Below are 21,036 nucleotides of genomic sequence, written 5' to 3'. Positions count from 1 at the left end.
CAGGTCATCCAGGGTCCGCCTCTTCCGAGAGGTGGGCCCTGTTTCGTTGTCCGGGTGCGTGTGAGGGCCGGGCCCCGGTTCCGGTTCGCCGCGCGGTCCCGGTCCGCCGCGCCACCCCCGCTCGTTATGGTCAGTCCTGTGACGCACCCAGTACCGGCCACCCCGACCGCCCCCGCTCCCCTGGACCCCCTCGACCGGCGCATCGTTGCCGCCCTGCAGATCGACGGGCGGGCGTCGTGGCGGCGGATCGCGGCCGCGATCGGGGAGCCCGAGCGGAAGGTGGCGCGGCGGGGGCTGCGGTTGCTGGAGAGTGGGGACGTGGCCGTGCGGGGGCTCGTCGTGCGGGGCGAGACCGTGATCCTGCGGATGACCTGCCGGCCGGGGTCGGTGCGGGACGCGGCCGTGGCGGCCGCCCGGCGGGCGGACTGCATCTTCTCGTACGCGCTGGCGGGACCGGTCGATTGCGTGGCCGAACTCCAGTTTCCGCAGGGGCAGTTGGGGCCGTTGATGCTCGACGAGGTGCCCGCGCTGCCCGGCCTCTTCTCGCAGAGCGTGTCGCCGGTGCTGCGGTACTTCAGGACCGTGCACGAGTGGTCGCCGGGGATCCTTGACGCCGGAGAGATCGAGGCGCTCGGCGGGCCGTCCGGGACCGTCGACGAGATCGGGCTGCCGGAGGTCGAGGCCGGGCCCGAGGAGCGGGCGATCCTGGGGGCGCTCGCCGAGGACGGGCGGCGCACCCACGAGGACCTGGCCGCCGTCGCCGGCGTCTCCGTGGCGACCGCCCGCCGCCGCGTCGAGACGCTGACCCGCGACGGGCACGTGAGCATCCGGGCCGCCGTCGAGCCCGCGCTGCTCGGCCTCCCGGTCGAGGCGCTCCTGTGGATCAGGACCCGGCCCGACGAGGTCGAGAAGGTGGGCCGGCTGCTCGTCGAGTCGCCGCTCGTGCGGTACGCCGCCGTGGTCATGGGCGAGCACCAGCTCCTGGTCGACGTGACACAGCCGTCGAAGGCCGCGCTGTACGAGTTCCTGACCGCCTCGCCCTGGGTGCGGCATGTGGAGGCCGTGCAGTCGCATCTGGTGGTCGAGGCGTTCAAGCGCAGCGGGGTGGAGTTTCCGACGTCCAGTCGCTGACGTTCGTAATGCGACTGAAATCTTCACAGTGGTGGGTTTGGCGTCTTAAAAGTTCATACAGCTTTAGGTGTTGACTGAAAACGTCAGCGCCTTCAGTGTGGTGCAGCACACGCGTCGCCGATCCCGTCCCCGGCCGGCCGCGCCTCTCTGCCCGCTGCCCTAGGACTGCCATGCCCGTTTCCACCGGTCCCGCCGACTCCGGTTCCGCCGCCACCGGCCCCGCCGATCACGCTCCCGCACAGGACGAACTCTGCGCCCTCGACGCCGTCGACCTCGCGGCGCGCGTCCGTCGTGGTGAGCTGTCGGCCCGCGAGGTCGTCCAGGCCCACCTCGACCGCATCGAACGCCTCAACCCCGCCGTCAACGCGATCGTCACCCTGGATCCCGAGGGCGCCCTCGCCGCGGCCGCCGCCGCCGACGAGCGCCAGGCGCGCGGTGAGGAGCTCGGACCGCTGCACGGCTTGCCCATCGCGTTCAAGGACACCCACCTCACCCGCGGCATGCGCACCACGCACGGCTCGCCCCTCTTCGCCGAGCACGTCCCCGACGAGGACGAGCTGCTCGTGCGGCGCATCCAGGACGCGGGCGCCATCCGCATCGGCAAGACCAACGTCCCCGAGTTCGCGGCCGGTTCGCACACGTTCAACCCCGTCTTCGGCGCGACCAGGAACCCGTACGACACGAAGCGGTCGGCGGGCGGCAGCAGTGGCGGGGCCGCGGCCGCGCTCGCCGCCGGGTTCCAGCCGCTCGCCGACGGCAGCGACATGGGCGGCTCCCTGCGCAACCCGGCGTCCTTCTGCAACGTCGTCGGCCTGCGTCCCACCCCCGGCCGCGTCCCCTCGCACCCGGCCGGCAACCTGTGGGAGACCCTCGCCGTCGCCGGGCCCATGGGGCGCACCGTCGCCGACACCGCGCTGCTGCTGTCCGTCATGGCCGGGCCGGACCCGCGCGTCCCGATCTCCCTGGAGGGGCCGGGCGCCGCCTTCCGCGCACCGCTCGGGCGGGACGCGGCCGGGCTGCGGGTGGCGTTCACGCCCGACCTCGGCGGGCGGGTCGCCGTCGACCGCGACGTGCGCGACGTGTTCGAGCGGCAGGCCGAGGTCTTCGAGGAGCTCGGCTGCGTCGTCGCCGAGGACTGCCCCGACCTGGACGGCGCCGAGGACGTCTTCCGCACGCTGCGCGCCCAGGAGTTCAACCAGGGCCTCGGCGCGCTCCTCGACAGCGACCGCGCCTCCCTGAAGGACAGCCTCGTCTGGAACATCGAGGAGGGCCGGCGTCTGACCGGCGCCGACCTCGCCCGCGCGACCGCCGAGCACGCCCGCATCCACCTCGCGGCCGTCGGCTTCTTCGAGCGCTACGACGTACTGGTCGCGCCCGTCAGCCAGGTCACCCCCTTCGACGTGGAGGCGGAGTACCCGACCGTCATCGACGGGCAGCCGCAGCACACCTATCTCGACTGGATGCGCTCGGCGTACTTCCTCTCCGTCCTGGGCGCACCCGCCCTCTCCGTACCGGCCGGCTTCACCGGAGCCGGGCTCCCCGTCGGGCTCCAGATCGTCGGCCGGCCCCGCGCCGAGCGGACCGTGCTCGAGGTCGGCGCCGCCTACGAGGCCGCCACCGGGCACGGGCGCCGTCGCCCCTCCCTCCCGTAGCCGTACCTCCCGTAGCCGTACCTTCCGCAGCCGTATGGAGCCCTGATGAGAAAACCGCACGTGATCTGGGCCTTCGTGCCCGTACTGGCTTTCCTCAGCACCCCGTTCCTGCCCTTCGTCAACGGCCCGTACCTCTGGTTCGGCATCCCCTCCGTCCTGGCCTGGTGCCTGCTGTGGACGGCCGGTACGACGGCGTCGCTCGCCCTCGTCGAGCACTTCGCACGCACCGACAACGAACGCGCCGACCGCGACGAGGCCGAGGAGGCCGCCGCATGAACACCACCATGGCCATCACTCTCATCGGCATGGTCTCCATCGCCGTCGTCGGCGTGAGCGGGCGCAGACCGCGCAGCGGGGAACTCGGCGAATGGACGGTGGGGAAACGGAAGTTCTCCACCTTCACCACCTGGTTCCTCCAGGCGGGCGAGGCCTTCACGACCTTCAGTTTCCTCGGTCTCGCCGGCATCGCCTTCGGCGGAGGCGTCGCCGCCGCGTTCGCCCTGTGCTACCTCGCGATCAACTTCATCCTGCAGTACTTCACCGCGCCCCGCATGCGTGAACTCGGCCGCAAGGGCGGTTACTTGACGCAGGCGGACTTCTTCACCGACCGCTACCGCAGCCCCCTGCTCGGCAAGGTCGTCGCCGTCGTCGGCGCGGTCTTCCTGCTGCCGTACCTCCAGCTCCAGATCACCGGGCTCGGGATGATCGTCCAGCTCGCCACCGGCAGCCGCACGGGCGGCAACCTCAGCATGGTCCTCGCGACCGTCCTCACCGTCGCCTTCGTCCTGTGGTCCGGGATCCGCGGCATCGCCCGCGTCGCCTACCTCAAGGACGCCCTGATGATCTTCGGGCTCGTGGTGCTGCTCATCGGTGTCGCGGTCTCCGTGCGGGGCGGCATCGGCGGCCTCTTCGAGACCGTACGGGACAGCCACCCACAGCTCCTGACGTTCCATCAGGAGGGTTATGACGCCACGTTCTTCGTCACCGCCGTCATCATCTCCGGCATCGGCGGTGGACTCGGCACCATGGCCCACCTGTGGCCGCCGGTCCTCGCCGCCGTCAGCGGGCGCGCCCTGCGCAAGAACGCCGTCTGGCTGCCGCTCTACCAGATAGCGCTCGGCATCCCGGTCATCGTCGGCTTCGCGGGAATCCTCATGCTGAAGCCGGGCTCGCCCGCGAACTCCGTCGCCCTCACCCTCGCGGGCCAGACCCTTCCCGGCTGGCTCGTCGGCGTCGTCGCGGTCGCCGCGGCCTCGGCCGCCATGGTCCCCTCGGCGGCCATCGTCGTGGGCATCTCCAGCCTGCTGTCCCGCAACCTGCTGAGCGCGCGCAACGAACGTACGCAGCTGCGCACCAACCACCTCTGCGTGGTCGCGGCCGCCGCGCTCGCCCTCGTGCTCGGCCTGGCCAGGCCCGGACTCCTGTCCGATCTGCTGCTGCTCACCTACGGAGGCCTCACCCAGCTCGCCCCGGCGATCGTCATGGGCCTGGCCAGGAAGGTGCGTCTGGATGCCGTGCCCGCACTGCTCGGCATCCTGACCGGCGTCGGCGTCCTGATCTGGCTCACCTTCGGGAGTGTGGACGTCGGCACGGTCGACACCGGGCTCATCGCGCTCGTCCCGAACCTGGTGGTGACGGCGGTCGCCCAACTCGTGGTGCGGTCCCGCTCACTGGCGGCCGTGCCGGCCGAGGCCAACTGACCGGCTGCCGGGCGCCGTCGCGCGGTGTGGGGCCGCGCGCGGCGACCGGCGGTTCAGGGCCTGCCGGTCGGGCGGCAGGCCCTAGCTGACCCTCAACTCCTCGACGGGCTCGGGCCTTTCGCTGTTCTCGGTGATACGGACGTACCGGGCCGCTCGCCCCGGCGTGAAGGCCCGCCAGGACGCCCCGTCGGTCGACGTCGTCACCGCGTACGCGCGCGTGCCCGTGACGTCCACCCCGGAGACCTTCCCCGTCCGGCCGAGGTCGACCGTGAGGGAGGCGTGCGCGGTCGCCGGCTGCCAGGGGGTGACCGGATTGCCGTCCACCGCCGCCTCCGCGTACAGGCCCGGCTCCTCGGACGTCGCCGTCGCGGTGCGGCAGCGGGCCAGGTCGGAGGTGGGTTCGAGGTCGGGGCGCCGGGTGCGCAGGACGAGCCCGCCGCGGTCCACCGTCGCGCGCCCGGTGGGCGTGACGACGGGGAACGGCTCGCCCGCGGTCAGCCTGACCGTCGTACGCTCCGGCCCGATCGTGATGTCGTACGTGCGTCCGCGCCAGGTCAGCCCGCGCAGCGTCACGCCCCTGCCGAGCTGCGGCGGCAGCGACGGGTCCAGGCGCAGGGCGTCCTCCTCGAGGCGCAGACCGGTCAGGCCGTGCGTGAACACCTGGAGGAAGCCGCCCTTCCCGGTCAGGAAGTCCTGAGCGGGCGTGCCCGCGAGCGGGTCGCCGGATCCCGCCTTCGTGCCGCGCGCCTCCGAGAACAGCCCGAACGGCTCACGGAAGAACGGCTTCGAGGCGCGCCGCAGGAACGTGTACGTGGCGCAGCCCGGCTCCCCGGCCGACGCGGCGGCCACCGCGTTCACGGAGTCCGTCATCGCGGGCCCGTCCGGGTCGGTGTGCGCGACGTAGTAGTCCAGGGTCGCCGCCGCCGCGCCCTTCGGCATCGGCTTCCAGTCCAGCGGGTACAGCAGCAGGACCGCGTCGGCCTGTTTGATCGTCGAGCCGTTGTAGCCCTCGTACTGGAGGAAGATCTTGCGCTTGGGGTCGTACGGGATGCGGAGCCCGTCGGCGATCGTCGTCCACGCGGCCGGGGGCGCGGCGCCCACGAGCCGGGCGGCGCGGGCGGCGGAGCGCAGGGCCGTGGCCGCGACGGCGTTCGTGTAGACCCCGTCGTCGACGCCGTTGCTGTACTCGTCGGGGCCCGCGACGTCCTTGATGGAGTACGAGCCGTCGGCGTTCTTCGTGACGCGTGAAGTCCAGTACTCCGCAAGACCCTTGAGCAGCGGCCAGCCGCGCGAGCGCAGCCAGGCGCGGTCGCCCGTGGCCAGGTAGTACTGCCAGGCGGCGAGCGCGATGTCGCCCTGGAGGTGGTTCTGGGTGACGCAGTGCGGCGGGTACCAGCTCTGGCACTCCGTCCACAGGGCGCCGCGGCTCGCACTGGTCCACGGGTACATGAGGCCCTTGACCGACGTCTTGAGGGCGTTGTCGGCGGCCGCCTCGCGCGTGCGGTAACGGTATTCGAGGACGGGGCGCGCCAGTTCGGGCCGGCCGGCGAGCAGCGCGGGGAACATCCACGTCTCGGCGTCCCAGAAGATCATGCCCGCGTAGGCGTCGCCGGTGAGCCCGGCGGGCGCGACGCTGTCGCGACCGCCGGCGCGCACCGCGGTGAGGAGCCCGTACCGCGCGGCCCGCACCTGCTGCTGGAGTTCGGGCCGGTCCGGCACCTCGATGTCCGACGTCCACAACTTCCGCCAGGCGGCGGCGTGTCGGCGGAAGACCTCGTCCCATCCGGCGGTGGCGGCCTGCTGCGAGGCGCCGACGGCCGAGTCGTGCGGGGTGCGGGAGGTGAGAGCCGTGTCCACGCCGACGTATTTGGTGACGGTGTAGGTGCGGCCCGTTTCGACGGAGAAGGTGGCGGACTGACGGTTCGTCAACGTATCGGTGCGGCCCGCCGTGTGGGTGCGGCCGGGGGCGCGCAGGGTGGAGGCGACGACGCCGTCCTCGCGGGTGCCGTCCGTGCGGAAGCCCACCGCCATCGTGCGCTTGCCCGCGGGGCCGCCGCCGGTGGGCGCGATCCGGCGGGCGCCACGGCCGTCGATCCGGTCGGTGACGGTCGCCTCACCGCTCCAGTGCGGCGTGACGCGCAGCCGCACGGCTCCGGTGTGCGGGTGGGAGCGGTCGGTCAGCACGTCGTAGGTCAGGTCGGTGTGCCGGCCGTCCTTGTGCGTCCAGGTCAGCGACGTACGGACGAATCCGCAGCGCAGGCTGAGAGTCTGCCGGTAGTGCGAGATCCGGCTGCCGGGGCCGTATGTCTCGTCGCCCACCGTCAGATCGAGCGCGGTCCAGTTCGGCAGCGCGGCGACGGCCTCGCGATGCGCGGTGTTCTCGGGGCCGCGCGCGTAGAGCCCGGCGGTGAACGCCCCGTCGTAGCGCGGCGTGTAGAGCGGCCAGCCGGTCTTGTCGCCGGGCTCGGCGTAGCCCGCGCCGGACGGCGGGACGCGCACGCCGAGATACCCGTTGCCGGTGTACGCGTGATAGGTGTTCGCGGGGTCGATGCGGGTGGTGGCCGGGGCCCAGGCGGGGTCGCCGGTGCAGGCCGCGGAGGCCCGGGAGGGGGAACCCGCGGGCACGGGGGCGAGTGCGGGGGCGGGTTCGGCGGGTGCCGGGCCGGGGCCGGGCGTCGCCAGGGCTGCACCCGGTGAGGCACCGAGCACCGCGAGCGCGAGGAGGACGGTGAGGCGGGCGGGGGATCGGCGGGGTCGGGTCACGCATCCGACGATGCGGGCGGTTGCGGACGGGAGTCGGGCAACCCGCGCCGGGGGTCCCACGGATGGCGGGGGTGTCCCCGCCGCCACCGGTCTCGACGGCCTGGCGTAAGGATTCCCTTACCCGGGAAAAGCCCCTGCGTGAAGGCATACGCCCGCGCATGTCATCACTTCGAGTGATTCTCTGGCCCTTGCTTGCGGCGCACAACCCAGGGTTGCGACGCTGTTGCTGTCTGTCAATCTGACGGGTCGCCATGGGTCTTAGGGAGTGCAGCCAGTGACATTCGGTGAGCAGCCGGCGTATCTGCGCGTCGCGGGTGACCTTCGCAACAAGATCGTCAATGGATCGCTGCCACCGCACACCCGGCTCCCGTCACAGGCCAGGATCCGCGAGGAGTACGGCGTCTCGGACACCGTCGCCCTCGAAGCCCGCAAGGTGCTGATGGCCGAGGGTCTCGTCGAGGGGCGCTCGGGATCGGGCACGTATGTGCGCGAGACGCCGGTCCCGCGCCGCGTCGCCCGCTCCGGATACCGGCCGACCAGCGGCTCCACCCCTTTCAAGCAGGAGCAGGCCGACGAGACGGCGCGCGGCACGTGGGACTCCCGCAGCGAGCAGGTCGAGGCGAGCAGCGTCATCGCCGAGCGCCTCGGTGTCCGCGCCGGGGACCGCGTGATGTGCACGAAGTACGTCTACCGGGACGCGGGGGAGGCCATGATGCTCTCCACCTCCTGGGAACCCCTCACCGTCACGGGACGCACCCCCGTGATGCTCCCGGAGGAGGGCCCTCTCGGCGGCTGCGGCGTCGTCGAGCGCATGGCCGCCATCGACGTGATCGTGGACAACGTGACGGAGGAGGTCGGCGCCCGCCCCGGCCTCGCCGAGGAGCTCATGGCGCTCGGCGGAGTGCCCGGCCATGTCGTCCTCGTCATCCAGCGCACGTACTTCGCGTCGGGCAGACCGGTCGAGACGGCGGACGTCGTCGTCCCCGCCGACCGGTACCGGATCGCATACCACCTGCCCGTGAAGTGACCGATACGCGAACGCCCCGTCCGGGGCGCGTGACGGCGACTTAACCCGCGGCCGCCTCCCGTAACGCCGCGGCAATCACCGGTCGCCCCGCATTGTCATGCACGGCTCCTAACTTCCGTCCGTACCCGCAATCGGCCGGACGACAGGAACCCTCATGACGGACACGGTCACCCGTGACACAGAGGCAGCCGCGCCGCGGCGCAGCTACGCCAGGCTCGCCGCGGACGAGAGCCGCGAGGACTTCTCGCTGCGCTACGCGCCCCACTCCTACCGGCGCTGGTCCCCGACCATGGTCGCGTCCACAGCGCTCGGCGGCATCGCCTACCTCGCCGACTTCGCGATCGGCGCCTCCATCGTCTTCACGTACGGCTTCACGAGCGGGCTCGCCTCGATCCTGTGCGCGGCGACGGTCATCTTCCTGACCGGCATCCCCATCGCCCGCGCCTGCGCCAAGTACGGCCTGGACATGGACCTCATCACCCGGGGCGCGGGCTTCGGCTACTTCGGCTCGACGCTCACGTCCCTCATCTACGCCTCGTTCACCTTCATCTTCTTCGCCCTCGAAGGCTCGATCATGGCGCAGGCCATGCACGAGGTCGTCGGACTGCCGCTGCCCGTCGGCTACTTGCTGACCACGCTCATCGTCATCCCGATCGTCTTCCGCGGCATGGGCGCCCTCGCCAAGGTGCAGGCGTGGACGCAGCCGGTCTGGCTCATCGGGCTCGTGCTGCCCTTCGTGATCCTCGCCTTCCACTCGCCGGGCTCCTTCGGCGACTTCACCCACTTCGGCGGCACGGAGGGTGCGGGCAGCGGGTTCTCCTGGCTCGGCTTCGGCCTCGGCACCGGCGTCGCGCTCTCCCTCATCGCGCAGATCGGCGAGCAGGCCGACTACCTGCGCTTCATGCCGGCCAAGACCGAGCAGAACAGGAAGCGATGGAATCTGGCCGTTCTCGCGGCCGGACCCGGCTGGGTGATCATCGGTGCCGCCAAGCAGCTCGGCGGCGCGCTCCTCGCCTTCGTCGCCCTCGAAGCCGTCGGCAGGACCCATGCGCTGGAACCCGTCGCGCCGCAGATCGAGGCGCTCAAGCCGTGGCTCGGCTCGGTCGCGCTGCCCGCCGCCGCGCTGTTCGTGGTCGTCTCCCAGATCAAGATCAACGTGACCAACGCCTACAGCGGCTCGCTGTCCTGGTCGAACTTCTTCTCCCGCATCACCCACCGCCACCCGGGCCGCGTCTGGTACATCTTCCTCAACCTCGCCATCGCCCTGACGCTGATGGAGATGAACATGTTCGCGGCCCTGAACAAGCTGCTGGGCTTCTACTCGAACGTGGGCATCGCTTGGATCGCGGCCGTCGCCGCCGACCTCGTCATCAACAAGCGGGTCGGCTGGAGCCCCAAGTACATCGAGTTCAAGCGGGCCTATCTGTATGCCGTGAACCCGGCAGGCTTCGGCGCCATGGTGATCGCGTCGGCCGTTTCGATCGTCGCGTTCTTCGGGGTGTTCGGCGAGTACGCGGAGGCCTTCTCGACGTTCATCGCGGCCGGACTCGCCCTGACGCTCTGCCCGTTGATCGCCTGGGCCACCAAGGGCAAGTACTACCTGGCAAGGCCCAACCCGGTGAACGGCCCCGACGTCGAGATCGCCGACATCACGGCGACCCACACGTGCGGTGTCTGCGAGACGGCGTACGAACTCCCGGACATCGCGGACTGCCCCGTCCGGTCGGGCCCGATCTGCTCGCTGTGCTGCTCGCTCGACGCGGAGTGCGGCGACGCCTGCCGCAAGGAGCCGCAGGCGGGCCCGGTGCTGATGCCCATGCCGACGGTGCGTACCGGCTGAGCGCCCGAGCTGCGGAACGCCCAGGGGGCGCACTCTTCGGAGTGCGCCCCCTTCGGATTGGCTGGTTGCGTATCTCTTTGTGCCAATGCGTATCCGCTGCGTGAAGGTCAGGCGTACGCTCGGGCATATGCGGAGTGGGGTTTCCTCAGAAAGCGGGGCGCTGTGCGAGCCGGGGTCGGGGAGTGGAGGGGCGCGATGAACGAGGGCACGACCACGCTTGTGTGGCTCGTCATACGCCAGGACGACAACGGCAACCGCTATCGCGTCGGCAGGTACGCGACCAGGGCGGAAGCCCAGAAGATCGCCGACAATCTCGACGACCGCGGCCACAAGCAGCTCTACTGGGTCGAGCGCCTCGGCCAGGCGCAGAACGGCACCGCGCGCTGACGTTCCCGCCCGCGGCCGTAGGCTCCGGCACATGACTGAACCGACCGTCGTCGTCGCGGCGGCCCTCCAGGAGAGCGGCCGTCTGCTCGCCGCGCGACGCAGTGCGCCCCCCGAGCTCGCGGGCCGCTGGGAACTCCCCGGCGGCAAGGTCGAACCCGGCGAGGACCCGAAGCGGGCTCTCGTGCGGGAGCTGCGCGAGGAGCTCGGGATCGGCGCGGAGCTCGTGGCGCCCGTCCCGGGGGAGTGGCCCCTGAAGCCCGGATACGTGCTGCGGGTGTGGACCGCGCGCCTGCTGTCCGGCCGCCCCCGCCCTCTGGAGGACCACGACGAGCTGCGCTGGCTCGGGCCCGACGAGATCTGGTCCGTGGACTGGCTCGACCAGGACGTACCGGCGGTGAAGGCGGTGCTCGCGGCGCAGCAGCCGTGATCCGTCCGCCGGCGGTCCTGTCCACGGTGCCGGTCGTCGTGCCGTCGGCCGCCACCGTCGTGCAACCGGCTGCCACCGTCGCGCTGCCGGTTGTGTCACCCGTCGTACCGTCCGAAGTGCTCCGTTCGTGCCGCCCTTCGCGGAGTGTTCGTGTGAGACGGTAGCCCTCACGGCCACCCGGGTATATGCCGATTAACCCTACGAAATCGGACGCGATCCGAAGGGGTGGACGGGGTTCTACTGCTGCCTGGGAAGTGATCGGCGTGTTCGACACCGACGGCGACGGGGAGTGCGCCGACTGGGTCTTCCCCGAGGAACCGGGCGCAGTCCGTTCCGCTCGTGCCGCGGTCCGCGGCCAGCTCGGCGTCTGGGGCCTCGATTCGCTCGGCGATGTCACCGAACTGCTCGTCAGCGAGCTGGTGACCAACGCGCTCCGGCACGCTTCCGGCCCCATCGGCGTACGTCTCCTGCGGTCGGCGGAGCCGGCCCACACCCTGCGGGTGGAGGTCTCCGATCATCTTCCGGATCCGCCGTTGGAGCGCGTCGCGGGGCCGGAGGAGGAAAGCGGGCGGGGGCTCCAGCTGGTCGCGGGGGCGGCGCGGCGGTGGGGGACGCGGCCCGGTGACGCGGGCAAGACGGTCTGGTTCGAACTGTCGCTGCCCGGCCGGTACTGACCGCGGCCGTCACCGGTGGCCGGAACCTGCGGCCGGAACCGGTGGCGTCGCGCCGGTTAAGAGGAACCCTCCCTGGTTAGGAGACAGGGAGCATGCTGACCGGCGAAGGGGCCGGCCAGGAAAAGGCACGGGACAGCCGTGGATCTGGTTGTCGTCCTGTTACGTGGGGACGGGCCAAAAAGCGTCGGGACCGTGGTGTGATCGTGAACACCGTGTTGCGCGGCTCCGTAGTGCTGGATACTGCGGGCAGCCGCCCCGGTGACCGGTGCCGGACGCGGTGAGCTGGAGGGGACGGTTCGCGTGAGCGAGATACCAGCGAAGGCCACGTCGTCCGAGGACACCTCGGGCGGGACGGCCGCGCGCGATGCGGCAGGCCCGCTCCGGGCCGAGACGTGGCAGAGCAGTCCGCCCGGCTCCATGTACGACTACATCAAGGTCGCCTCCTTCTCCATCGGCCCGGACGGGCTGATCGACCAGTGGAGCCGGCGCGCGGCGCAGCTCTTCGGCGTCCGTGCGCAGGAAGCCGTGGGCAAGGACCCCATCGAGGCCTTCGTCTCCACCGAACTGCGCGAGCGCGGCCACCGCAAGATGGCGGAGATCCTCGACGGCCGCGAGTGGACCGGCGTCGTCCCCTTCCGGATGCCCAGGGACCGGACGGCGGACGCGGGCGGACCTGCGTCCGGCGAGCGCGATCCGTACGTCCCCGGTCAGCACGGCCCCACTCCGTATACGGAGGGGATAGCCGAGGTCTATGTGATGCCGACCGAGACGGAGTCCGGCGAGCACGCCGCCGTCTGCATCGTCGTCGACGTCCGCGCCCTGCGCCGCATCGAGACGGACCTCGCCGCGTCGCAGGCCATTTTCGGCCAATCTCCTTTCGGCTTCCTGCTGTTCGGCACCGACCTGAAGGTGCAGCGGGCCAACCGGCCCTTCGCCGCCGTCTTCGGGGGCCGGGCCGACGACCACCGAGGCCGCACCGTCCACGACTATCTGCCCCGCGGCGAGGCCGACCGCGTCCAGGCCGCGCTGCGCCGCGTCCTGGAGAGCGGCGAGTCCGTCACCGACATGCAGCTCGTCGGGCCCGCGCCCGACTCCTCCGAGCGCCGGCACTGGTCGATCAACCTCTACCGCGTGCACAGCGGCAGCGGCCGGACCATCGGCGTCGCCGGGCTCGCCACCGACGTCACCCGGCGGCACGCCGCCGCCCGCGAGGCCGCCCACGCCCGCCGCAACCTCGCCCTCCTCAACGAGGCGGGTGCCCGCATAGGCAACTCGCTCGACCTGGAGACCACCGCCCGCGAGCTCCTCGACGTCGTCGTCCCCGGCTTCTGCGACCTCGCCTCCGTCGACCTCTACCAGGGGCTCCTCGCGGGCGACGAGTCGGCGCTCAACAGCCGCAGCCTCGCCGACGGCAGCGCCGAACTGCGCAGGGTCGCCGCCGCGAGCGCCGTCGCCGACGTGCCGTACCTCGAAGCGTCCGGCGGTGACGGGGTCGTCGAGGTCGGGGCCGTCCACCGCTACTCGTTCAACTCGCCCTGTGCGGACGCCCTGCGCACCGCCCGCCCCCAGTTCGTCCCCGCCGTGGCCGGCGGCCTCATCCAGTCCACGCTGGCCGTGCCGATGGTCGCCCACGACACCGTCGTCGGCCTCGCGCGCTTCGCCCGTACGAAGGGCAGCGAGCCCTTCAACGACCGCGACCGCGCCCTCGCCGTCGAACTCGCCGCCCGCGCCGCCGTCTGCATCGACAACGCCCGCCTCTACCGGCGCGAGCACGAGCGCGCCCTGATACTCCAGCGGTCGCTGCTTCCGCCGGACGACCCCGAGGCGTCCGGCCTCGACATCGCCTGTCGTTACCTGCCGGGCAACGCGGCCACCGAGGTCGGCGGCGACTGGTTCGACGTCATCGAGCTGCCGGGGCACAGAACCGCGCTCGTCGTCGGTGACGTCATGGGCCGCGGCCTGCGCGCCGCCGTCGCCATGGGCGAACTGCGCACCGCCGTGCGGACCCTGGCCCTCCTCGACCTCGAACCCGCGGAGGTCCTCTCCGCGCTCGACGAGATCGCCCGTGGCCTCGGCGCGCCCGGCAGCCCGTCGTCCCCGGCCCCCGGCCCCGGCGCCGGCGTCCAGCAGGCCACCCGCGCCGCCCGCAGAACCGGCGACGCCGACCTCTCCGAGGTCTACCTCGCCACCTGCGTGTACGCGGTCTACGACGCCGTGACCCGGCGCTGCACCTTCGCCAACGCGGGCCATCTGCCGCCCGTCCTGGTCGAGCCCGGCGAAGGGGCGCTCATGCTCGACGTACCCCCGGGCATGCCGCTCGGCGTCGGCGGGGAGCCCTTCGAGGAGGTCGAGGTCGAACTGCCCGAGGGCTCACTCCTCGCCCTCTACACCGACGGGCTCGTCGAGTCCCGCGACCATCCCCTCGACGAGGGCCTCTCCGCGTTCCGCAGCGCCCTGGACGATCCCTCGCCCGCGCTCGAAGACGTCTGCGACCACGTGCTGAACACGCTCGACACCCACCACGGCGAGGACGACATCGCGCTGCTGATGGCCCGTGTACAGGGCCTGCCGGCCGACGCCGTGGGCGACTGGACGCTGCCGCGCGAGCCGCGCTCGGTGGGCCGCGCCCGCGAGTTCACCCGTGCCCAGCTGACCCAATGGGACCTGGAGCCGCTCGTCGACACGACGGAACTGCTGGTCAGCGAGCTCGTCACCAATGCCCTGCGGTACGGCGAGGGCGAGATCAGGCTGCGCCTCCTGCTCGACCGCACCCTCGTGTGCGAGGTGTGGGACGCGGGTCTCGTCCAGCCGCGCCGCCGCCGCGCGCGCGACACGGACGAGGGCGGCCGCGGGCTTCAGCTCGTCGGCCTGCTCAGCGCCTCCTGGGGCTCGCGCAGGACGCCGCGCGGCAAGACCGTCTGGTTCGAACTCCCGCTGCCGGACGGCGACTCGGCGACTGTGGACCCGACGGAGGCGCTGCTCAGCCTGTACTGACCGGACGCGCCGCCTCCTCGGCTCTACGCGGACGTCTTGAGCGCCGCCAGGCGCGCCTCGATCTCCGCCGTGTCGCCGAGGCCCTCCAGCTGCTCGAACTGCGCGTCGAGCGACGAGTCGGCGAGTTCCTGCTTGCCCAGCGCCTTGGCCTCCTCGCGGCGCACCTTCTCCTCGAAGCGGCTCAGCTCGCTCGTCGGGTCGAGGACGTTGATGTTCCTGGCGGCGTCCATCATCTGGTTCTGGGCCTGCGCCGTCTTCGCACGTGCCACCAACTGGTCCCGCTTCGACTGGAGTTCGACCAGCTTCGTCTTCATCTGGTCGAGGCCGGACTTCAGCTTTCCGACGACCTCGCTCTGCGCGGCGATCGTCGGCTCGGCGTCCTTCGCCCCCTTCTCCGAGCTCAGCTGCCGCCCGAGCGCCACCTTGGCGAGGTTGTCGAACTTGTCGGCCTCCGCGGCACTGCCCGCCGCCCGCAGTTCGTCGCCCTTCTTGCTCGCGGCGAGCGCCTTGCCGCCCCACTCGGAGGCCGCCTCGACGTCCTCCTTGTGGTCCTGCTCCATCATCCGCAGATTGCCGATGGTCGCCGCCACGGCCTGCTCCGCCTCGGCGATGTTGTTCGAGTAGTCGCGGATCAGCTGGTCGAGCATCTTCTGCGGGTCCTCGGCGCCGTCCAGAAGGGCGTTGATGTTCGCCTTCGCCAGCTGGGTGACGCGGCCGAGAACGGTCTGCTTGGTCATGAGGGTGCTCCTTGTACGAGGGAGATACGTGGGGAAGGGGGTGGATGCCGCCGGGTCAGAACCGTCCGCCACCGCCTCTGCGGCCACGGGTCCCGCCCCCGCCGAAACTCCCCGGACCGCCGCCCCCGCCGAACCCGCCCCCGAAGCCGCCGCCCCCGCCGGACCGCCCGCCGAACCCCCCACCGGACCGCCCGCCGCCCAGGAGTTCGCCGAGGATGATCCCGCCGAGCACCGCGCCGCCCATGCCCCCTCCGCCGCGCCCGCCCCCGCCCCCACCGCCGTACGGATTCCCGAAGGACCGCACGTCCTGCTCGGCGAGCTGCTGTGCCTGCCGGGCCAGCGCGTCGGCCCGCTGGGCGCCGGCCAGGGCGGCGGCGGGATCCGCCTGTGCCGTCGTCCGTACGTACTCCAGGTGCCGCTGTGCCTCGGCCAGGCGTGTACGGGCCTCGCTGCCCACCGCCCCGCGGTGCGTGGTGACGAAGTCCGACGCGGCGCCGACGCTGCTGCGGGCCGTGAGTTCCGCCTGGTCGAGCAGGGAGCGCGCGCGGGCGGTGCCCGACTCGCGTTCGCGGGCCTCGTCCAGGGACGCGTCGAGTGCCGAGTCGGCCTCCTCCACGCGGCGCAGCGCGTCGATCGGGTCGTAGGGGCCGGCGGCCATCTCCTTGCGCACGCCCGCGCCGACGGTCTCCACGCGCGCGATGCGCCCGCGCAGATCGGCCGTGGACGCGCCCTCGGTCATGCCTTCGAGGAGTCCGTGCGCGTCCGCGAGGTCGGTGTCGGACTCGGTGAGCGCGGCCGGCAGCTTCCCGGCGGCCTCGGCCAGTTCACGGCCGAGGCGGTCGACCGCGTCCACGAAGGTGCCCGCCTGGTCGACGGCCGACTCGGCGGCCCGCAGGAACACCGCGGCCCTGCCGTTGTCGCCCGCGCTGACGCAGCTCCGCGCCTGTCCGAGGTTCGTCGTGGCGAACACCAGCCGGTCCTTGGCCTGCTCGACGTGGCCCGCCACGGGAAGCAGTGCGGACGGCGCGTAGCGGGAGCCGAGCGCCGCCAGGGTCTCTTCGGTCGTCGCCGTGCGGGCGGCCAGGTCGCGGGAGGTGAGCTCCACGTGCGCGAGGGCCTCGGGCGCGGTGCGCTCCAGGGCCCGCAGCCGGTCGAAGTCCGCGGCCTCGTCGTCCAGCCTGCGCCCGGCCTCGGTGCAGCGGCTGATGATCTCGTCCAGCATCTGCCGCTTCGTCGCGTCGTCCTCGGGGTGCGCGTCGTCGAGCTGCTGGCGCAGCCGGAAGGCCGCCGTCAGTTCCGACTGGGCATACGCCAGCGCCTCGGTGAACGGCTTGACGGCCTCGTCGCCGAACTGGGCGGTGGCGAAGCCGAGTTCCTCCGTACTCGTGCGGATCGAGTCGTCGCTCTCCACCAGCATCCGCCTGGCCTGCTTGTCCAGCTCGGGCAGCGGCGTGACCTTCGGTCCCGTGCCCCCGCCCCAGCCGCCGCCGGGTGTGGTGCGGGTACGCGTGCGCCTCTTGCGGCGGGTGTACGTGAACGCCGCGAGGGCGCCCGCGCCGGCGACCACGACGAGGGGCAGGGCGAGGTCGGCCGCGCTGGGATGCGTGTCCGAGCCGCCGGGGTCGGCCGGGCCCGGAGTGATCGTGGGGGCGGGGACGGGGCGGCCCGCGAGCGTGGCGGAGATGCCGTTGGCCGCGCCGATCCCGGCGCCCGCCCAGTCGTTCCTGCGCAGCGCCGGTTCGATCGCGGTCTGCGCGACATCCTTGAGCTGCGCGTCGGTGAGCTGGGAGTCCTGGTCGACGGAGTAGGCGTACTGCCGGTCGTGCGTGGCGACGGCGAGGAGTACGTCGTTGAGGCCGAGGCCGTTCTTGGCGGCCGTGTCATCGGCCCAGTCCTGGGCGGAGCGGCCGGAGAAGTCGCGTACGTAGACCACGAAGAGCTGGGTCTTGTGCTCGCTGTCGAGCGAGTCGAGGGCCGAGGCGACGTCGTGCTCACGGTCGCGGAGTGCGTCCACCTTGTCGGTGATCTGGCCGGTTCTCGACAGAGTGACCGGGTCGTCGGCACGGGCGGTCGTGGCGGGCAGAAGCGCCCAGCAGAGCGCGAGCACGGCGGCCACGGCCGACCGCGCGGCTATCCGTACCGGACGGGGGCGACTCGGAGGCGGCGTCACAGTTGGGAGCGTATGACCGTATCTGGGGTACCGCGACCGGGATCGGCACGATCCGGTTGTGCCGAATCCGCATCGTTATCGCCGGACCTTCCGGCAAAACCGCTGCTCAACATAGGTTTCCGGCATGGAGAACGGACCCTGGGCCGCAGGCGGCGCGATCAGCGAACCGGAGCTTGTCGGGTCCGGGCCCGCGGCCCCTGCGCACCGCCCCGAGCTCCCGCCCGCGTCACGGCGGCGGCGCCCCCTCGGCGCGCTGCTCGTCGGCGCGCTCGCCGCGTCCGCCGTCTGGGGCGCCGGCCTGTACGCGTTCGGCGCGCAGGGCCCCGACCTGAGGGGCTATCGGGTCAGTGACCGCCTCTGCTCCCTCCTCGCGATGCCGCACCTCGCCACGGCCTTCGACCGCGGATCGCGCTGGGAGTCCACGCGGAGCGGCAGCGAGGCGGTGGACACGGCGGACTGCTCGGGGGAGCTGGAACGCAAGGAGGGCGCGGGGCGGGCCGCCACCGTCACGGCGTCCATGGTCCTGCACAAGCGGACGGACCCCGGCGCGGAGTTCGACGCGGCGCGCGCGACGGCCGCCGAGCGGATCCCGGGCCGGACCGAGGTGCGGACGGCGAAGGGCCTGGGCGACCGGGCGTACACGGTCGTCCACGGCCGGACGGCTACGGTCCACGTCCTCGACGGCGACGCGGAGTTCACCCTGAGCGTCAGCGCCGCACGGGCCGGCGGGCGCGTCACGCCGGAGCGGCTGCGGCCGCTCGTGGCGGGCGACATAGGCGCGCTGATGCGCCGGTTGAGCACTCCGTAGCGCCGCGCGGCCTTACGAGGACGACCTCCGCCGGATCTTGTTCCCCAGCCACACCACCGGGTCGTACTTGCGGTCGACCGCTCGTTCCTTCAAGGGGATCAGGGCGTTGTCGGTGATGTGGATGCCCTCCGGGCAGACCTCCGTACAGCACTTCGTGATGTTGCAGTAGCCGAGGCCGTGGTCCTCCTGGGCCGTGCGTTTGCGGTCGAGGCCGGATTCCGACGCCGCGTCGAGGGGGTGCATGTCCAGCTCGGCGACCCGCATCAGGAAGCGCGGGCCCGCGAACGCCGCCTTGTTCTCCTCGTGGTCGCGCACCGCATGGCACGTGTCCTGGCACAGGAAGCACTCGATGCACTTACGGAACTCCTGCGAGCGGTCCACGTCCTCCTGCTGCATGCGGTACTCGCCCGGGCCGACCCCGGCCGGCGGGACGAACGCGGGGATCTCGCGGGCCTTCGCGTAGTTGAAGCCGACGTCCGTGACCAGGTCGCGGACCACGGGGAAGGCGCGCAGCGGCGTCACCGTGATGACGTCCTCGCGGTCGAAGACCGACATGCGGGTCATGCACATCAGGCGGGGCCGGCCGTTGATCTCCGCCGAGCACGAACCGCACTTGCCCGCCTTGCAGTTCCAGCGGACCGCGAGGTCGGAGGCCTGGGTCGCCTGGATCCTGTGGATGATGTCGAGGACGACCTCGCCGTCGTTCACCTCCACGGAGAAGTCCGTCAGGTCGCCGCCCTCGGCGTCCCCGCGCCAGACCCTGAAACGCGCATCGTACGAACTCACTCGTACAGCTCCTCTTCGGCGAGGTACTTGACCAGCTCTTCCTTCTCGAAGAGGGCGAGCAGGTCCGGGCGGATGGGCTCGGTGGTGTCGCGCACGAGGTCGATCTGGCCCCGGACCGGGTCGGTGGCCGCGAGGCCGCCGGTCGGATCGACGAGGCGGCACAGCAGGTTCGTGCGGCGCCAGCGGCGGTCCATCGTCGGGTGGTCCTCGCGGGTGTGGCCGCCGCGCGACTCCGTGCGCTCCAGGGCGGCCCGCGCGATGCACTCGCTGACGAGCAGCATGTTGCGCAGGTCGAGCGAGAGGTGCCAGCCGGGGTTGAACTGGCGGTGCCCCTCCACCCCGGCCCGCCGCGCCCGCATCCGCAGTCCGGCGAGCCGGTCGAGCGCCTCGGCCATCTCCTCCTCGCGGCGGATGATGCCGACCAGGTCGTTCATCGCCTGCTGGAGCTCCTGGTGGAGCGTGTACGGGTTCTCGGCGACGCCCCCGGCCGCGGGACCCTCCGCGGAGAACGGGCGCAGTGCCTCCGCCGCCGCCGTGTCGACCTGATCCGCGTCGATGGCCGGGCGCTCGTCGAGCCCGGCCGCGTATTCGGCCGCGTGCTGCCCCGCGCGGCGGCCGAAGACGAGGAGGTCGGAGAGCGAGTTGCCGCCGAGGCGGTTCGAGCCGTGCATGCCTCCCGCCACCTCGCCGGCCGCGAACAGGCCGGGGACGCCGCGCGCCGCCGCCGTGTCCGAGTCGACGGCGATGCCGCCCATCACGTAGTGGCAGGTCGGGCCGACCTCCATCGGCTCGGCGGTGATGTCGACGTCCGCCAGCTCCTTGAACTGGTGGTACATCGACGGCAGCCGGCGCCGGATGCGCTCGGCAGGCATACGCGTGGAGACGTCGAGGAAGACGCCGCCGTGCGGGGAGCCGCGGCCCGCCTTCACCTCGGAGTTGATGGCGCGCGCCACCTCGTCACGGGGCAGCAGCTCGGGCGGGCGCCGGTTGTGGTCCGGGTCGTCGTACCAGCGGTCGCCCTCGTCCTCCGACTCGGCGTACTTCTCCTTGAAGACGTCGGGGACGTAGTCGAACATGAACCGCTTGCCCTCGGAGTTGCGCAGGACCCCGCCGTCGCCGCGCACCGATTCCGTGACGAGGATGCCCTTCACCGACGGCGGCCAGACCATTCCCGTCGGATGGAACTGCACGAACTCCATGTTCAGCAGCGGCGCCCCGGCGAGCAGCGCCAGCGCGTGGCCGTCGCCCGTGTACTCCCACGAGTTCGACGTCACTTTGAACGACTTGCCGATCCCGCCCGTCGCCAGCACCACGCCCGGCGCCTCCAGGACGAAGAAGCGGCCGCTCTCGCGCTCGTAGCAGAACGCGCCGGACACGCGGTCTCCGTCCTTGAGCACGCGGGTGACCGTGCACTCCTGGAAGACCTTGAGGCGCGCCTCGTAGTCACCGAACTCCTTGAAGTCCTCCTGCTGGAGCCCCACGATCTTCTGCTGGAGCGTGCGGATCAGCTCCAGGCCCGTGCGGTCACCGACGTGCGCGAGGCGAGGGTACTCGTGGCCTCCGAAGTTGCGCTGCGAGATCCGGCCGTCCTCCGTCCGGTCGAACAGGGCGCCCCAGGTCTCCAACTCCCATACGCGGTCGGGTGCTTCGCGCGCGTGCAGCTCGGCCATCCGCCACTGGTTGAGGAACTTGCCGCCGCGCAGTGTGTCGCGGAAGTGGACCTGCCAGCTGTCGCCGGAGTTCACGTTCCCCATGGCCGCGGCGATGCCGCCCTCGGCCATCACGGTGTGCGCCTTGCCGAAGAGGGACTTGCAGATCACGGCCGTACGCGCGCCGCGCTCGCGCGCCTCGATCGCCGCGCGCAGGCCCGCACCGCCCGCCCCCACCACGACAACGTCCCACTGCTGCCGCTCCACTTGAGACATCAGAAGTGCCACCCC

At 72.0% G+C, this 21,036-nt stretch carries 16 protein-coding genes; 11 read left to right on the top strand and 5 right to left on the bottom strand.

The window, feature by feature from the left end; translation table 11 throughout:
• Positions 1–138: 138 nt before the first annotated feature.
• The 4 genes from OG758_RS20590 (at position 139) to OG758_RS20575 (ending at position 4,483) form a co-directional block, all read left to right on the top strand.
• Positions 139–1,131 carry an Lrp/AsnC family transcriptional regulator gene (locus OG758_RS20590; RefSeq protein WP_326711359.1) on the top strand — a complete coding sequence of 331 codons (993 nt, stop codon included), beginning with the start codon at positions 139–141 and terminating at the stop codon, positions 1,129–1,131.
• A 170-nt stretch (positions 1,132–1,301) separates the two neighbouring features.
• Complete coding sequence (locus OG758_RS20585; RefSeq protein WP_326711358.1) at positions 1,302–2,783, top strand: amidase; 1,482 nt, start codon at positions 1,302–1,304, stop codon at positions 2,781–2,783.
• 45 nt (positions 2,784–2,828) lie between these two features.
• Entirely contained in the window at positions 2,829–3,059 is a 231-nt protein-coding gene (locus tag OG758_RS20580; RefSeq protein WP_326711357.1) for a hypothetical protein, read from the top strand.
• A complete protein-coding gene (locus OG758_RS20575) occupies positions 3,056–4,483 on the top strand; it encodes a sodium:solute symporter family transporter (protein ID WP_326711356.1) in 1,428 nt (475 codons plus the stop codon). Before OG758_RS20580 ends, OG758_RS20575 begins: the two co-directional genes overlap by 4 nt.
• Positions 4,484–4,564: 81 nt before the next feature.
• Here the strand turns inward: OG758_RS20575 and OG758_RS20570 are convergent, their stop codons facing one another.
• Positions 4,565–7,192 carry a glycosyl hydrolase family 65 protein gene (locus OG758_RS20570; RefSeq protein ID WP_442810430.1) on the bottom strand — a complete coding sequence of 876 codons (2,628 nt, stop codon included), beginning with the start codon at positions 7,190–7,192 and terminating at the stop codon, positions 4,565–4,567.
• A 328-nt stretch (positions 7,193–7,520) separates the two neighbouring features.
• Here OG758_RS20570 and OG758_RS20565 point away from each other — a divergent pair, with 328 nt between their 5' ends.
• From OG758_RS20565 to OG758_RS20540, 6 genes are all read left to right on the top strand, one after another.
• Positions 7,521–8,273: a GntR family transcriptional regulator gene (locus OG758_RS20565; RefSeq protein WP_326711354.1), complete on the top strand. Its 753-nt coding sequence runs from the start codon at positions 7,521–7,523 to the stop codon at positions 8,271–8,273.
• Between the two features lie 154 nt (positions 8,274–8,427).
• Complete coding sequence (locus OG758_RS20560) at positions 8,428–10,113, top strand: purine-cytosine permease family protein (protein ID WP_326711353.1); 1,686 nt, start codon at positions 8,428–8,430, stop codon at positions 10,111–10,113.
• A 195-nt stretch (positions 10,114–10,308) separates the two neighbouring features.
• Positions 10,309–10,500: an SPOR domain-containing protein gene (locus OG758_RS20555; RefSeq protein ID WP_326711352.1), complete on the top strand. Its 192-nt coding sequence runs from the start codon at positions 10,309–10,311 to the stop codon at positions 10,498–10,500.
• A 31-nt stretch (positions 10,501–10,531) separates the two neighbouring features.
• A complete protein-coding gene (locus tag OG758_RS20550) occupies positions 10,532–10,927 on the top strand; it encodes a (deoxy)nucleoside triphosphate pyrophosphohydrolase (RefSeq protein ID WP_326711351.1) in 396 nt (131 codons plus the stop codon).
• A 185-nt stretch (positions 10,928–11,112) separates the two neighbouring features.
• On the top strand, positions 11,113–11,601 hold the full coding sequence (locus tag OG758_RS20545; protein ID WP_326711350.1) for an ATP-binding protein: 489 nt from the start codon (positions 11,113–11,115) through the stop codon (positions 11,599–11,601).
• Positions 11,602–11,901: 300 nt separating this feature from the next.
• The gene (locus tag OG758_RS20540; RefSeq protein ID WP_326711349.1) at positions 11,902–14,595 is read left to right on the top strand and encodes a SpoIIE family protein phosphatase; all 2,694 of its coding nucleotides are present in this window, start codon (positions 11,902–11,904) and stop codon (positions 14,593–14,595) included.
• A 23-nt stretch (positions 14,596–14,618) separates the two neighbouring features.
• Here the strand turns inward: OG758_RS20540 and OG758_RS20535 are convergent, their stop codons facing one another.
• Positions 14,619–15,332 carry a PspA/IM30 family protein gene (locus OG758_RS20535; RefSeq protein ID WP_326711348.1) on the bottom strand — a complete coding sequence of 238 codons (714 nt, stop codon included), beginning with the start codon at positions 15,330–15,332 and terminating at the stop codon, positions 14,619–14,621.
• Between the two features lie 55 nt (positions 15,333–15,387).
• Complete coding sequence (locus OG758_RS20530) at positions 15,388–17,502, bottom strand: TPM domain-containing protein (protein WP_326711347.1); 2,115 nt, start codon at positions 17,500–17,502, stop codon at positions 15,388–15,390.
• Positions 17,503–17,626: 124 nt separating this feature from the next.
• Here OG758_RS20530 and OG758_RS20525 point away from each other — a divergent pair, with 124 nt between their 5' ends.
• Entirely contained in the window at positions 17,627–18,310 is a 684-nt protein-coding gene (locus OG758_RS20525) for a hypothetical protein (RefSeq protein ID WP_326711346.1), read from the top strand.
• Positions 18,311–18,322: 12 nt separating this feature from the next.
• Here OG758_RS20525 and OG758_RS20520 read toward each other — a convergent pair whose 3' ends face one another.
• Together OG758_RS20520 and OG758_RS20515 are read right to left on the bottom strand one after the other, a co-directional pair.
• Positions 18,323–19,096 carry a succinate dehydrogenase/fumarate reductase iron-sulfur subunit gene (locus tag OG758_RS20520; protein WP_326711345.1) on the bottom strand — a complete coding sequence of 258 codons (774 nt, stop codon included), beginning with the start codon at positions 19,094–19,096 and terminating at the stop codon, positions 18,323–18,325.
• Complete coding sequence (locus OG758_RS20515) at positions 19,093–21,021, bottom strand: fumarate reductase/succinate dehydrogenase flavoprotein subunit (protein WP_326711344.1); 1,929 nt, start codon at positions 21,019–21,021, stop codon at positions 19,093–19,095. The genes OG758_RS20520 and OG758_RS20515 overlap by 4 nt, the downstream gene beginning before the upstream one ends.
• Positions 21,022–21,036 lie beyond the last annotated feature (15 nt).

Origin of the sequence: Streptomyces sp. NBC_01474 (genome assembly GCF_035918215.1) — a bacterium.
Classification (GTDB): domain Bacteria; phylum Actinomycetota; class Actinomycetes; order Streptomycetales; family Streptomycetaceae; genus Streptomyces; species Streptomyces aureus.
This window is presented reverse-complemented; position numbering and strand designations above follow the sequence as displayed.